The 13,764-nt window shown below is 49.8% G+C and carries 9 protein-coding genes; 6 read left to right on the forward strand and 3 right to left on the reverse strand.

The genetic code is table 11. The annotated features are described in order from the left end of the window. Positions 1–11: 11 nt before the first annotated feature. Positions 12–1,436 (reverse strand): tetratricopeptide repeat protein, encoded by a 1,425-nt coding sequence (locus P8J86_09670; GenBank protein ID MDG2054963.1) that lies wholly within the window; start codon positions 1,434–1,436, stop codon positions 12–14. A 176-nt stretch (positions 1,437–1,612) separates the two neighbouring features. Here P8J86_09670 and P8J86_09675 point away from each other — a divergent pair, with 176 nt between their 5' ends. The 6 genes from P8J86_09675 to P8J86_09700 all read left to right on the forward strand — a co-directional run bounded on the left by P8J86_09675 (position 1,613) and on the right by P8J86_09700 (position 11,897). Continuing rightward, positions 1,613–2,566 (forward strand): nitrilase-related carbon-nitrogen hydrolase, encoded by a 954-nt coding sequence (locus P8J86_09675; GenBank protein MDG2054964.1) that lies wholly within the window; start codon positions 1,613–1,615, stop codon positions 2,564–2,566. Between the two features lie 32 nt (positions 2,567–2,598). Then, on the forward strand, positions 2,599–5,970 hold the full coding sequence (locus P8J86_09680) for an FG-GAP-like repeat-containing protein (protein MDG2054965.1): 3,372 nt from the start codon (positions 2,599–2,601) through the stop codon (positions 5,968–5,970). Positions 5,971–5,991: 21 nt separating this feature from the next. Next, positions 5,992–6,447: a hypothetical protein gene (locus P8J86_09685; GenBank protein MDG2054966.1), complete on the forward strand. Its 456-nt coding sequence runs from the start codon at positions 5,992–5,994 to the stop codon at positions 6,445–6,447. Positions 6,448–6,684: 237 nt separating this feature from the next. Continuing rightward, a complete protein-coding gene (locus P8J86_09690) occupies positions 6,685–9,582 on the forward strand; it encodes a multiheme c-type cytochrome (GenBank protein ID MDG2054967.1) in 2,898 nt (965 codons plus the stop codon). A 21-nt stretch (positions 9,583–9,603) separates the two neighbouring features. Continuing rightward, positions 9,604–11,511: a CRTAC1 family protein gene (locus P8J86_09695; GenBank protein ID MDG2054968.1), complete on the forward strand. Its 1,908-nt coding sequence runs from the start codon at positions 9,604–9,606 to the stop codon at positions 11,509–11,511. Then, the gene (locus P8J86_09700) at positions 11,508–11,897 is read left to right on the forward strand and encodes a RidA family protein (protein ID MDG2054969.1); all 390 of its coding nucleotides are present in this window, start codon (positions 11,508–11,510) and stop codon (positions 11,895–11,897) included. Before P8J86_09695 ends, P8J86_09700 begins: the two co-directional genes overlap by 4 nt. Before the next feature lie 49 nt (positions 11,898–11,946). Here P8J86_09700 and P8J86_09705 read toward each other — a convergent pair whose 3' ends face one another. Further along, positions 11,947–13,158: a SpoIIE family protein phosphatase gene (locus tag P8J86_09705; GenBank protein ID MDG2054970.1), complete on the reverse strand. Its 1,212-nt coding sequence runs from the start codon at positions 13,156–13,158 to the stop codon at positions 11,947–11,949. A gap of 87 nt (positions 13,159–13,245) precedes the next feature. Further along, positions 13,246–13,689, reverse strand: a complete 444-nt coding sequence (locus P8J86_09710) for a YtoQ family protein (protein MDG2054971.1) — start codon at positions 13,687–13,689, stop codon at positions 13,246–13,248. Between the last annotated feature and the right edge of the window lie 75 nt (positions 13,690–13,764).

Genomic DNA, 13,764 nt, shown 5'->3' on the forward strand with positions numbered 1-13,764 from the left:
CAAAATTGAGCTCATCTTCTATTGCGATTGAGAATATCTTGAACTTGAATAACAAACGGGTCATTGGGACGAAGCATCTGGGCTCTTTTGAGATAGTCCCTGCCTTCTTGCTCATCACCGAGATTGATGACAGCAAGTGCTAAGCCAGCCCAAGCAGTGGATGATTCTGGAGCAGAATCAGTAGCGGCTCTTAGTTGGCTACGAGCCTCTTCGAAGCGTCCGTTAGTGAGAAGTACTTGTCCATACATGATTCTGTCATTGTTCTGGTCAGCACCCAGTGAAAACGCCCTGTCAAGCGCATCAATGGCTTGGGGTTGTTGGTCACTGCGGAGATAAACTCTGGCAGCCTGAAGATATGCGGCAGGCAGATGGGGCATGAGCTTGATTGCGAATTGTGCATGGTTAAGTGCTGGCTGGAGTCGATCCTGTTTACTGTACATGACTGATAGATTGATATGGGTAACGCCTGCATCAGGATGAGCGCGAGCGTTTGTGCGAAGCACCTCGATAGCCTCATTCAAACGGTTGGTTGCAGCGTAGGCTGCAGCAAGTGCATTCGCTATTTCGACAGGTTGCTGGCCTTCTTCTTGGAGGGCACGAAGAATATCAATGCCTTGCGTGACTTCACCTCGGGATAGGTGATTGAGTGCGCCTGTGTACTGAGTTTCGAAGCCGCGTTTTAGAGAAAGCATTTCCTTTTTCCAGGGATCATTCAATCTGATCTTTTCGCCGCTTGCCTGAGCCAGCTCCATGCGCGCTCTTTCAGGCTGGCCGGTGCGCTGGTAAGCGGTGCCTAATAGCTGATGAATGTAGGGATGGTCGGCACCATCGGCACAGAGCTGCTCCAGAATGTCACGAGCCAATTGAGGTTGCCCTGTCTGCAGTGCCATTCTCGCTCGCATCATTCGTACTTCAAGGTTCTTGTCGTCAAGCGCCTGGGCCTTGGCAATCTCGCGCTCAGCCGCATCAGGATTGCCGGCATCAAGATTAATCATTGCCTTTCGATAGTAGATCGGTAGGTAGTCAGGTCTTAAGTGCTCGGCTTGTGAGAGGTAGCTTAAGCTTTGTTTTGTTTTGCCTTGCTCGGCATCAAGTAGTGCGAGTAAATACCAAGCCTCTGGTATCTGGGCATCGAGGTGAAGCGTCTGGATATAGGTCTCCATGGCGAGCCGATCAAAGCCGTTGGCGTTATAAGCTTGGGCCAGCCTAAGACGTAAGAATGGATCCTTAGCATTCGTATTAACCGCATTGAGGCATTGCTTGATCAGTGCGGCCGCTTGGGGGTCGAGACGGGTATCAGCGGGCAATGCTGAGGTTTTGTTTGAAGTCAGTTTGGGGAGCTGTGTTGAGGGGTCGGATCGGCCTACATCGCTGCAGCCGCCTCCATTGAGTACAGCCAGCACGAAGAGAATGAGGATGGTCAGGCGACAGTCCATGCTTCGATGATACGAGGCCGACCTTCTGGCGACCAATCTGACAGCGAGTGGCTTAGGATTTGGGTTGTGTGAGCTTATGAAAACGCTCGCGATATTGAGCTTTTCATCGTTCTAGTGGGGTATCATCATGAGATACAAGGGGCTTCAGGACTGTTTGAACGCAAGGGTAAATTATCATGACCGGGCTCTACTACGCAGCAGCATGCCAGACTGCATTTGAATCACCAAAAAGCAGAGAGGAGATTGCGGTACGTACCGACCGTATGTGTGAGATCGTGGAGCAAACGGTTACGGGCTACGAACCGTTCTTTGATGTGCGGCTCTTTGTTTTTCCGGAATTTGCCCACACCCCGCCTTGTTACCCAGATATTGCTCGTTTGAGAGAGCATCTAGCTGTTGAGTTACCCAACGAGCACACTCGAAAATACGAAGACGTTTGTCGCCGCTGGGGATGCTATATCCAGACAGGTACTTTTCTTGAGATCGATCCCAATTATGGTTCTGATGTGCTTTTCAATACGACGCTTCTGATCGGTCCTGATGGCGTGCTGTCAAAGTATCGAAAAGTAAATCCATGGTTGCCCTGGGAAGTTCATACCAGTCCACATGATCTTGCTTCCTATGAGGAGTGTGTTTTTCCAGTGGTTGAGACACCGCTGGGCAAATTGGGCGTCGCCATTTGTTACGACTGGCTCTTTCCAGAGACCATTCGACAGATTGCATCGAATGGCGCTGAAGTCATATGCCGCGTATCCGCATACATGGATCCTTGGGGCGCATCGCCACCGATGGATTGGTGGACTCTTTTTAATCGAGCAAGAGCTGCTGAAAACACAGCGTTTGTGGTGGCCGCCAATCAAGGCGCATCGATGTCAAGTTACCCGCCTTTTAGTTGGCCTGGCGGCAGCATGATTTTAGATTATGACGGGCGCATCTTGCAGCAGGCAGAGGCAGGTCCGGGCGAGCGTGTTGTGGTGGCACCAATTGCGATTGATGTCTTGCGTCAAGAGAGAGCTCGTCGCCGCGGTCACCTCATGAATGAGCACCTACGTTCAGAGGTTCATACATACATGCAGAAACCAGTCTTCCCAGCCGCAACCAAAGAACAGGTGATCGGAGAATCAACTTGAAAGAGACAGTGCACGCATTAGGGCTGTTTTTAATGATTTTTTCTTGGCAATTGCTGCTAGCGAGTTGTGACTCGTCTAAAAACAGTCAGCAGCAATCAGAATCGCCCAGCTCTCAAAAGTCGGCGATTAATGGGCAGGCAGATGCCGATGCAGTAGCGGCAAACAATCGTGGTGTTGCGCTGATGGGGCAGTATCAGTATCAGGCTGCCTATGACGAGTTTGCTACTCTGATTGAGCAGTATCCAGGTTGGCCAGAGGTTGAGGTTAACTTGGCTATCGCCCAAATGAATCGTCAGACACCAGGCGATGAAGAAGCAGCTTCACAGCGACTCGATCGGGTGTTGTTGGATGATCCAAAACTACTTCGTGCTCGGTACACGGCAGCACTTCTTGCATGGTATGTGGGAGATGTTGAGATTGCGAAAGAACACTTCGAGCGTGTTGTGAACGCTGATCCATCAGATGCTTTTGCCGCGTATTACTTAGGTCAGTGTGCGATGGAGGCAGGGAATTACCGCGAGGCACTTAAGTGGTTTGATCGCGCATCTCAAACAGATCCATACCTGAGAAGTACATACTATGGAAAGGTGCAGGCTTATCAGAGACTGCGTCAAACTGATGAGGCTGCGCAGGCGTTAGTCATTTTTAACGACCTTGCGAACAATCCACGGTCGATGTTGGCTGAGATTAAATACACACGGATGGGTCCGAAGGCCGAAGCAGAGGTCGTCGATTTCTCGGGTTTTGAGAAGGCGCCCGCGCCATCCGGCGATATCTTTGCGTCACCAGTCGCTCTGGGCTCTTTGGATCAGGGCAACATACAGAAGTGGTCCGTGTTGCCCGGTCGACCTAGTGTCAGTATGACGCTTGCTGATATGAATGGAGATGGTCGGGTAGATCTGTTTATTGCTGGCGCCCGCGGTGTTGATTCGAATACCAATCTTGTTTATCTGCAGCAGCCAGATGGGACACTGGCTCCTGGTGTCTCTCCACTGAGCAATGTTGATCAAGTTAATGCGGCATTATGGGGTGATGTTGACAGTAATGGGCTCACGGATGCTTATCTATTGCGCGAGGGCGCAAATCAACTCTGGTTACAAGTCAACGCTGGTGTGTTTGAGAATGTGACTGAAGAGTCCAAGACGGAAGGTGGTGATTTCAATACGGTCGATGGTGCACTGTTTGATGCTGATCATGATGGAGACCTCGATCTTTTCTTAGTTAATGTTGATGGTCCCAGTGAACTTTTGAACAATGATCGAACGGGTGTTTTTCGAGCGCTGGGTAAGAGTCAGGAGTTGGCAGGTAGGGGGCAGGGTGGCCGGCAGGTGCTGATTGCAGATCTCGATGCAGATCGAGATACAGACATTGCAGTCTTTTATGACGAGCCGCCTCATGAGGTCTTCTACAATGATCTGGGGTGGTCTTATCGACCTGCCGATGGTTTTCAATATCTTGAGTCATCAGCAGTTGATGCAGCTGTTGCCGGTGATATTGATGCTGATGGTGAAATTGATCTTCTTACCATGGATGTTTCGGGAAATTTGCGTCGCTGGCAACCCGACGACTCAGGTGTCTGGCGAGCTGGCGGCGGATCTGGTCCACTGGACGAAACCCACCTTGCTCCACTTCGATTAGCCATTGCCGATGTCAATGGAGATGGCGTGATGGACATTGTGGGGCCAGATGCCAGTGGAGCATGGAGTGTGCAAGGGCGTGGTCTTCTGAAGTCAGATAATCAGGGACTTTTGGCAGGGACACCTCATGGGCCTTTGTTAGTTGGTTGGACATTGGCAGTACTTGATGCTTCTCAGGGCCCATCTATCATTGGTTTACCGGCTGAGGGCCAGCCGATCATCTGGTCGCCGGGACCAGGCCGCTTCCCATTTGTCACCGTGTCTCTGAGTGGCCGTGAAGATACCGCCAGCTCGATGAGATCGAATGCCTCTGGTATTGGCTCTCTTATGGCAGCTCGCGTCGGAAGTTCATGGATTATCAACCATGTACTGCGTTCGAGTTCTGGGCCTGGCCAGAGTCTCCAGCCGATTCCAATTGGTCTTGGTGGTGCCGATCGCGTGGACTTTGTGTCTATTGATTGGTCGGATGGGGTCTATCAAACGGAACTTGATCTTGCGCCTGGTAAGCAGCACAAGATTGTTGAAACGCAGCGGCAGCTGGCATCTTGCCCAGTTCTCTTTGTGTTTGATGGTGAGTCATACCAATTTGTAAGCGATGTACTGGGAGTCGCTGGCTTGGGCTTCTGGGTTGGGCCAAATCAAACAGCACCGTTTCGTTCATTCGAGAATTTTCTGCTTCCACCAGACCTGTTGAAATCAGATGGATCAGGATATCGCATCAAAATCGGTGAACCAATGGAAGAAGTTTGTTACTTAGATGCCGTACGCCTTGTTGCCTATGACGTTCCCGATGGTGTCTCTATGTTCCTGGATGAGCGAATGGGCACGGGTAAGCCATTGCCAACAGGAAAGGCATTGTTTTACAAGCACCCTCAGTTGCCGGTGCATGCGACATCGAAAGATGGAGATGAAGTCACATCATTGTTGGCAGAGGCCGATCAGCAGGCAGTGTCGCCAGGTGCGCTCGATGATCGGTTTATTGGTCTTTTGCAGGAGCCAGCGTGTGTCACAATTGAGTTCGGTGAGCCGCTTGATGGTCAGGTCGGTGATCCATGGCTCTTAATTGATGGCTGGATTGAATATCCTTACTCACAGACACACTTTGCGGCCTGGCAAGCGGGACTGAAATATGAGTCATTGACAATTGAGGCGCGTGGTGCTGATGGCCAGTGGTATCTGTTGCATGACAAAGTTGGTTATCCAGCAGGTATGCCTCGTCTAGCATCAATTCCACTTATGGGTATTCCTCAGGGGAGCACTGCTCTTAGGCTCAGTACAACACAAGAGATCTATCTTGATCGAGTTCAGGTTGTTTGGGCTGAGCCTTGCGAATCTTGTGATCAAAATACTGCCTTGCTTAGTCGTGCAGATTTGATGTCCAGTGGTTTTCCAGAGAGAACGACAGGCGATCAGCGTTTGCCTGGATACGATGATATGAAGCGAGTGCCATTTTGGGATACGAAGGCGCAGGCCGGCTGGTATACCGAGTTGGGGTCAGTCGAGCCTCTGCTGGAGTCAAAAGATAGTGCTGTTGCGATCATCGGAACAGGTGAGGAGGTTGAGCTGTGTTTCGATCTTCTGCCTGATGTTCCCGATGGTTATCACAGATACTTTGTTGTAGAGACAGATGGTTGGTGTAAAGACATGGATCTCTATACACATGATGGTGAAACGGTTCTGCCATTACCATCACTTGAGCAATTTGATGCCGCTCACGTTGATGGTCTGCATGAGCGTTTTAATTCGCGTTACCGTTCAGGGCGATAACACGGAGCTGGAGCCGAGCTGATGACCACCCGTGAACAGCGACATCAAACAATGACTGACCTGTTGGATCGTAATCAGATTGACAGTCAAGAACAGCTTCAGTCACTGCTTGAAACTGAGGGCATTCAGATCGCTCAGGCCACCTTATCCAGAGACTTAGAGGTACTGGGGTACCGAAAGGGCGAGAGAGGCTATGCAGCCAGTGGTTTGAGTCGGCTTGAGCGGGGCGAGCGTCGGCAGCTCACCAAAATGCTCAGGGGCCATTGCCAGAGCATCCGCACTACCGGAATGATGGTGGTCATGTTGACAGAGGCAGGCAAGGCTGGCGACCTGGCGCAGGCAATTGATAGCCTCAGCCTCCCAGATGTTCTCGGCACTGTTGCGGGGCAAGATACCGTCTTTATTGCGACATCCTCGCCAGGCCAGGCCTTGGATTTATGCCGTCATCTCAGCCGCTGGGGGGCGGATCGGCTTTAAGCCCTTTGATTGCTGAATACAGCAGTTTCTCAAGTGGATAAAGCATGAATATATGCATAATTTGCTCACTTAACTCGTCTAAAATGGGTCTAGCCGTATTATCTCTTGAATAAGCCGTCCTGGTGACGATCTGGTTTTACTTGAAGTGAATAAGCACTTTGGGCTCGCTCATCTGAGTAAAATGGCGAGCAAACTGATGAGAAGCTGCCTTTTTGGGCAACTTAGTGATGGCCCTTGATGTCATCGTTGGCATGGAATTTAGGCCCACAGAACACCACACAAGGTGAGATTGATATGGCAGCAGGAAGTCCAACGGTGGGACGCAAGCCGACTGGAGCTCGTCGGAAATACGTGCCAGTGGTTGGGCCGCGGCTGCGGGTCGTCCTTATGGCCATCTTTGCGCTCTTTGCGCTCCTGGCAGTCAATTCTGTGTATTTAGTCAGTGTTTCAGTTCTGGGTTGGACAACAGGGCAGTCCTACGAGAATTGGTTCTACCTGATTATGTTCCTGGTCCACCTGATCCTGGGTTTGATCATTGTGGTGCCGGTGATTGTCTTTGGGCTCATTCACATGAAGAATGCTCGCAATCGCCCCAATCGTAGGGCGGTCCGAGCTGGTTACGCGTTGTTTGCGACAGCGCTGTTGCTTCTGATCAGTGGGATTGTGCTCATGCGGATCGATGGCGTCATTGTCATCAAGAATCCCACTATTCGCGCTGTGGCCTATTGGGCTCATGTCATTTCACCGCTGGCGGTTGTTTGGCTCTTTACGTTACATCGTCTTGCGGGTCGTGGAATTCGCTGGAGGGTCGGTGGCGTTGTGGCTGCCGTTGCGGCGTGTTTTGCTGTACTGGTGTTGATCTTTCAGGCACAGGATCCGCGCGCTTGGAATGTTGAGGGAAATCCTGACGGAGATCAGTACTTCTTCCCGTCTCTGGCTCGAACCGTGAGCGGCGACTTTATTCATGAAGAAGTACTTCAGAATGATGAATATTGTTTGGAATGTCATGCTGATGTTCATGATGCGTGGTCGCATAGTGCTCATCGATTTAGCTCGTTTAATAATCCGGCCTACTTATTCTCAGTTCGGCAAACTCGTGAGCATATGCTCGAACGTGATGGCACGGTCAATGGCTCCCGCTTTTGTGCCGGTTGTCATGATCCTGTGCCTTTCTTTTCGGGGTCGTTTAACGATCCAAACTACGACGATGAAAACGATCCAACCTCTCAAGCGGGTATCACATGTACAGTCTGTCATAGCATTTCTCATGTGAACTCTGTGCAAGGTAATGCTGACTATACGATCGACGAACCTGTTCACTACCCCTTCGCAACGTCCAAGAATAGTTTTCTACAATGGGTCAATAGGCAGTTAATTAAAGCCAAGCCCGCATTTCATAAAAAGACATTTCTTAAGCCATTGCATAGCTCGACGGAGTTTTGTGGCACCTGTCATAAAGTGCACTTGCCGCCTGAAGTCAATGACTACAAATGGCTGCGTGGGCAGAACCACTACGATGCCTTTTATCTCAGTGGTGTCTCAGGCCAGGGTGTTTCCAGTTTCTATTATCCACAGGTCGCGGAGACCAACTGTAATAGCTGTCATATGCCTTTGGTAGCCTCAGATGACTTTGGTGCACGGCCAGATCGAGATGAATCAGGTGAGATGAAGGTGCATGACCACATGTTCCCCTCAGCGAACACCGCTATTCCTGCAATGATTGCAGCGCGGGATCCGCAGGGACTGGAGATGCGTGACCCTGATGCAGCAATAAAAGCTCATCAAGAGTTTTTAGACGGTGTATTGCGAGTGGACATCTTTGGTGTGCGAGAGAACGGCAAGATTGATGGAAAACTTGTGGCGCCCTTGCGTCCTGAAATTCCAATACTGGAGCCAGGTAGAGATTACCTCTTTGAGATTGTCATACGTACAGTCAAAATGGGTCATACATTTACACAGGGGACGGCGGACTCGAATGAAGTCTGGCTTGATGTGACGGCATCAATCGATGAAGAAGTGATTGGTCAAAGTGGTTCGCTGGATCCAGTAAACAATGCGGTAGATCCATGGTCGCACTTCGTGAATTCGTTTGTGTTAGACCGAGAAGGAAATAGGATTAATCGGCGAAATGCTGAGGATATTTTTACTGCTCTATACAATCACCAGATACCTCCAGGGGCTGCTGATACGGTTCACTATCGTTTGCATGTTCCAGAAGATGCTACCGGCGCCATTGAATTAGATGTCAAGCTCTTGTACCGGAAGTTTGATACTGAATACATGGCGTTGATTCATGGCGATTATGATTTTCGCAATGAGTTGCCAATTACAGTTCTCGCCACTGATCGAATAACGCTTCCGGTCGCAGGCCAGGGCGACATTGCATCTCAGGACGAGCCCTTGATTCCAACATGGCAACGATGGAATGACTATGGAATTGGCCTGCTGCGAAAGCCCGATCAAGGTCAGTTGCGTCAAGCTGAAGAAGCGTTCGAACAAGTAGAATCGCTAGGCCGTCCTGATGGGCCTATCAACTTGGCTCGTGTGTATCTCAATGAGGGGCGTGTGACAGAAGATGCACCAGCAGCGCTACAGCGGGCTAGAGATTTTGATCCACCTGCACGTGAATGGTCCCTGCTCTGGTTTAGTGGTTTGGTTAATAAGCAAAATGGGAATCTTGATGAGGCCATCAACAATTTTCAACAGATTGTCGATGGGGGATTTGAACAAGCGGCTGGCCGTGGGTTCGATTTTTCGAAAGATTACCGGATGCTCAACGAGTTGGCTGGCACACTTTATGAGCGAGCAAAGCAGGAGCGGGGTCCCGCCCGTCGAGATCAGCGGGTCAAACTTATGGACAGGGCGCTCGGTTATCTGCTCTTAGCCTTGGAATATGACCCAGAGAATGCAACAAGTCACTATCTTCTGAAGCAGATCTACACCGATCTGGGCAATGATGAACAAGCCATGGTGCATGCTGAAAAGCACGCATATTATAAGGTTGATGATAATGCGCGAGAGCAAGCGATTACTGCTGCTCGCATGAAGTATCCAGCAGCGGACCATGCGGCCGAATCAGTAGTCATCTATGACCTTGACAGAGAAACCATGAACGATGAATCAACAGGGCCTTGAGCCCTTGGGCAGAGCACTTTCATGACCAATGTCAAAAATTCTATTGACCCCAAAGAGTCATCGGCAAGAGATACCCCTGACACAGACGGCAGCCAGCAGTATGTGCCAGAAGACGATGCCATTATTGGCACGTTTTTCTGGTGGTCACTGTCGTGCTTTATAGGTGTCGGGTTGGTTATTGTGATCGTGGTATTGGTAATCAATTTTTGGCCAGCGCCTGAAGAGATTATTCAGGACAAAGACGTTGGAGCTATCAAGCCATTAGTTGCAGATGTAACTGTTCTGCCTGAGGTTGCATTTAAAGATGTTACAGCGGCCTCTGGTATTGACTTCATACATACCAGCGGTGCTCGTGGGGAGAAATTACTTCCTGAGACAATGGGAAGTGGCGCAGCATTTTTTGATTTTGACGGCGATGAAGACCAAGATTTATTGCTCATTAATGCTCGGCCGTGGCCCCATACACAAGGCGATTCTTCAGAAGTGCCATCAATAATGGCTCTTTATGAGAATGATGGTGCCGGCCAATTTTCAGATGTTACTGATGGCAGTGGTTTGAACGTCCCTCTTTATGGCGTTGGTGTTACTGCGGGTGACTACGACGGAGATAACCAAATTGACATCTTTGTTTCATCTCTTGGTCAAAATGTCCTCTTTCGTAATAGAGGGAATGGTCAGTTTGAGGATGTCTCTGAACAGGCGGGTGTGTCAGGTTCAGGAGATGCATGGAGTACCAGTGGCGCCTTTGTTGACTATGACAATGATGGAGATCTCGATCTCTTTGTCACAAACTATGTGCAATGGACTGAGGAGATTGATCGCTCCCTTCATTTTTCACTCAATGGTGTTGATCGAGCTTATGGTCCGCCAACCCTCTATAAGGGAAGCCACTCAAATCTTTATCAGAACAGCGGGGATGGCACGTTTGTAGATGTCTCGCAGGCAGCAGGAATCCAGGTTGACAGCCCGCACGGCAGTGGTGCTATGGGAAAAGGGTTAGCCGTCATGCCAGTTGATTATGATTTAGATGGGGATATCGATCTGATTGTTGCGAACGATACGGTTCAGAACTTTCTTTTTGATAATCAAGGGGATGGCACTTTTTTAGAACGTGGTGCTGCATCAGGATTAGCATTTGCATCAGATGGCCAGGCGACTGGAGCCATGGGTATTGACGCGGCAGATTATCGAAATGATGGGTCTTTGGGAGTTGGAATCGGAAACTTTGCCAACGAAATGACCTCGCTGTATGTCACGCAAGGGCAAGATGGTTTCTTTGCTGATGAGGCCATTGGCGAGGGCATTGGATCGCCGACGCGGCCGCTCTTGTCATTTGGTCTTTTCTTCTTTGATTATGACCTGGATGGCCGCTTGGATCTCTTTCAGACGAATGGTCATTTGGAGGAGACGATCAATGAAGTTCAAGCAAGCCAGTTTTACCGGCAGCCAAGTCAGTTATTCTGGAACTCGGGGCCTGGCCAACGTTCGACATTCAAGATTGTGCCTGCCGAGAAAACAGGGGATCTGGCCATTAAGACCGTCGGTCGAGCGGCTTCATATGCAGATATCGATGGGGATGGCGATCTAGATATTTTGATTACGCAGACTGGTGACCGTCCAATCTTGATGCGTAATGACCAGGAACTGGGGCACCATTGGATTCGGCTGCGTTTGGCCGGTGATGGAAAGAATCCAGATGCAATTGGTGCTCGCATTGAACTGACAGCCAATGGTGTCACTCAGCGACGTCAAGTCATGCCAACCCGAAGCTACCTCTCTCAAGTAGAGTTGCCTATTACCTTTGGCCTAGAAGATGCGGATCACATTGACTCTCTTCTGATTACATGGCCCGACGGTTATGAGCAGTTCATCGAAGGTCTGGAGATCGATCGTTTTCATGTGATCTCCAAAGAAGAGCCAGCATCATGAAGGACCGGCAGTACATTTCATCTGGTACACCTTGGGAAGAACAGGTCGGATACTCGCGGGCGATTCGTGTTGGCCATATGGTCTTTGTTACCGGTACCCTTGCCGCTGATGAGCATGGTCAAGTGTATGCCCCAGGCGATGCGTTTGAGCAGACTTGCTATGCACTAAGAAAAATTGAATCAGCCCTGACTGAGGCTGGAAGTTGTTTAAAAGATGTTGTGCGAACACGAATCTACATCACCGATATGGCTTACGCAGATGAAGTGGGGCGGGCTCACAAAGAATTGCTGGGTGATATTCGGCCAGCCACAACAATGGTCTGTGTAAGCGGGCTCTGGGGAGAGGGCAGTGTGGTTGAGATCGAGGTTGATTCGGTGATTAGCTAAGCGAATGCACTACGAACTCGTCACCTCCTGGAAGAAGGGGGATGACATGTCAACAACTGTCCTTCCCAATTTGTATCCCCAAGATGGAAACATCATCATCATTTTTATTGTTGCTGGCCGTCTGGAGAACTGCTTGCATCGTTTCATCGATACTTGCTTGTAAAGTGATCGCACGGTGACGTATCAATTCTGCCATAAGACGCTTCATCCCAAACATCTCGCCGTTGGTATCTGCCTGTTCAATCGCACCATCGCTGTAGAGGTAGATGCGGTCGCCATGCTGATAAGAAATTTCCTGCAAATGGTAATTGGGGTCCGGTACGATTCCAACCGGAAAGCCGGTGGACTTGATTTCTATCGCCTCATTGTTCCGTACCAGGATCGGTGCTGGATGGCCGGCGGAAACAAATTGCAACGTTTGGTTGTTTGGGTTCAGCACCGCATAGCAACAGGTGAAAAATTTCGAAAAATCTCGATTCATTTGAAATGATTGGTTCAATTGTTCCACCGCGGCGACCGGATTTTGGCGCAATTCCAACGGCATTCTGGACAGCCAGCAACTTAAGGTCGTGGACAAAAGAGCGGCTGCAACGCCATGCCCGCAGACATCTAAAAGGTAAAAAGCAAACTGGTTGTTTTTCATTGTCAGCACATCCAGAATGTCACCGGCCAATTCGTCACAGGGTCGGAACGCCCAAGCAACCTGGATGTCGTCGAGTTGCGGAATGGAAGTTGGCAAAAGAGCCTGCTGGATTTTGGCCGCTGCCATAAGCTCATTTTTCATGCGAAGATTGGCTGCAGCAAGGCTGGCATTGGATTCAATGAGGTTTTGCTCTGCCCGTCGGCGACGACTCACATCTGATTGAACTCCAATCAAATGAGTCGTTCTTCCGGAGGAATCCCGAATAGGCGTAATAGACAGACGGTTCCAAAACGGGGTTCCGTCCTTGCGATAGTTGATCAGTTCGACTTCGCAATTACGATCTTCCTCAATCGCATTGCGTATTGCCCGAACCGCATCTGGATCTGTTTTAGGCCCCTGAAGAAATCGACAGTTGGAACCCAAAGTTTCCTCCACGCTGTACCCTGTCAGGCGTGAGAAACCCTCATTGATGTAAATCAGTGGCCGGTCTTCAGCCAGGGCGTCGGCAATGGTAATTCCCTCTGCTGCGGCATCAAAAGCGCGGTCTTTTAAAAGCAGTTGCTCCATGACGTTTTTGTCACTCAAGGCGGAACGCAATGGGTGGTTTTCAGGAGGCATGTTGGCTTTTCCGGTAACACATTGAATGGTCCAGAGGGTAGTTTGGTTGAGATTGAGGTTGATTCGATGATCAGCTAAGCGAATACACTACGAACTCGTCACATATTTGAGAATTTTGACGACTTGCTCAGGGGTTCTGGCGACCGCTAAAGCGGCAGCATCGACTTCCTTGAGTGCGTGATCGTGTTCTTCTGGATGGAGGGTAATGATCGTTTTACCCTTCGCAGCGGCATAGCCAGCATCAAAAGCTGCATTCCACTGTCTGTATTGCTCACCAAACCGTATGACCACAACGTCTGCATGATCAATCATTTTGCGTGTACGCATCGCATTGATTTTAGCCGCCTTGTGATCTTTCCAGAATGTTTGTGTTTCAGTGCCGAGCGTTGCTTCGCCGCAGTTATCACTCGCTTCGTGATCAGTGACAGGCGTGCATACATCGATGGGTAGCTTTAGGCTGTTGATGCCATCAAAGATCACATTGCGCCACGATGTATGGATCTCGCCAGAGAGGTAGATAGTCCAATTCATGAACTGATTGTAGTGACTCTGTCTACTTCTGAGCAGGGGTACTGCTCGCTATTTGAGTTGAGTTCATCGATCCAT

This window comes from Phycisphaerales bacterium (genome assembly GCA_029268515.1).
Taxonomy (GTDB): domain Bacteria; phylum Planctomycetota; class Phycisphaerae; order Phycisphaerales; family SM1A02; genus JAQWNP01.

What these genes read in the sequence shown, in the direction of transcription:
- P8J86_09670 (MDG2054963.1), bottom strand. Translation starts at nt 1,436, where the DNA reads ATGGACTGTCGCCTGACCATCCTCATTCTCTTCGTGCTGGCTGTACTC.
- P8J86_09675 (MDG2054964.1), top strand. Translation starts at nt 1,613, where the DNA reads ATGACCGGGCTCTACTACGCAGCAGCATGCCAGACTGCATTTGAATCA.
- P8J86_09680 (MDG2054965.1), top strand. Translation starts at nt 2,599, where the DNA reads ATGATTTTTTCTTGGCAATTGCTGCTAGCGAGTTGTGACTCGTCTAAA.
- P8J86_09685 (MDG2054966.1), top strand. Translation starts at nt 5,992, where the DNA reads ATGACCACCCGTGAACAGCGACATCAAACAATGACTGACCTGTTGGAT.
- P8J86_09690 (MDG2054967.1), top strand. Translation starts at nt 6,685, where the DNA reads ATGTCATCGTTGGCATGGAATTTAGGCCCACAGAACACCACACAAGGT.
- P8J86_09695 (MDG2054968.1), top strand. Translation starts at nt 9,604, where the DNA reads ATGACCAATGTCAAAAATTCTATTGACCCCAAAGAGTCATCGGCAAGA.
- P8J86_09700 (MDG2054969.1), top strand. Translation starts at nt 11,508, where the DNA reads ATGAAGGACCGGCAGTACATTTCATCTGGTACACCTTGGGAAGAACAG.
- P8J86_09705 (MDG2054970.1), bottom strand. Translation starts at nt 13,158, where the DNA reads ATGCCTCCTGAAAACCACCCATTGCGTTCCGCCTTGAGTGACAAAAAC.
- P8J86_09710 (MDG2054971.1), bottom strand. Translation starts at nt 13,689, where the DNA reads ATGAATTGGACTATCTACCTCTCTGGCGAGATCCATACATCGTGGCGC.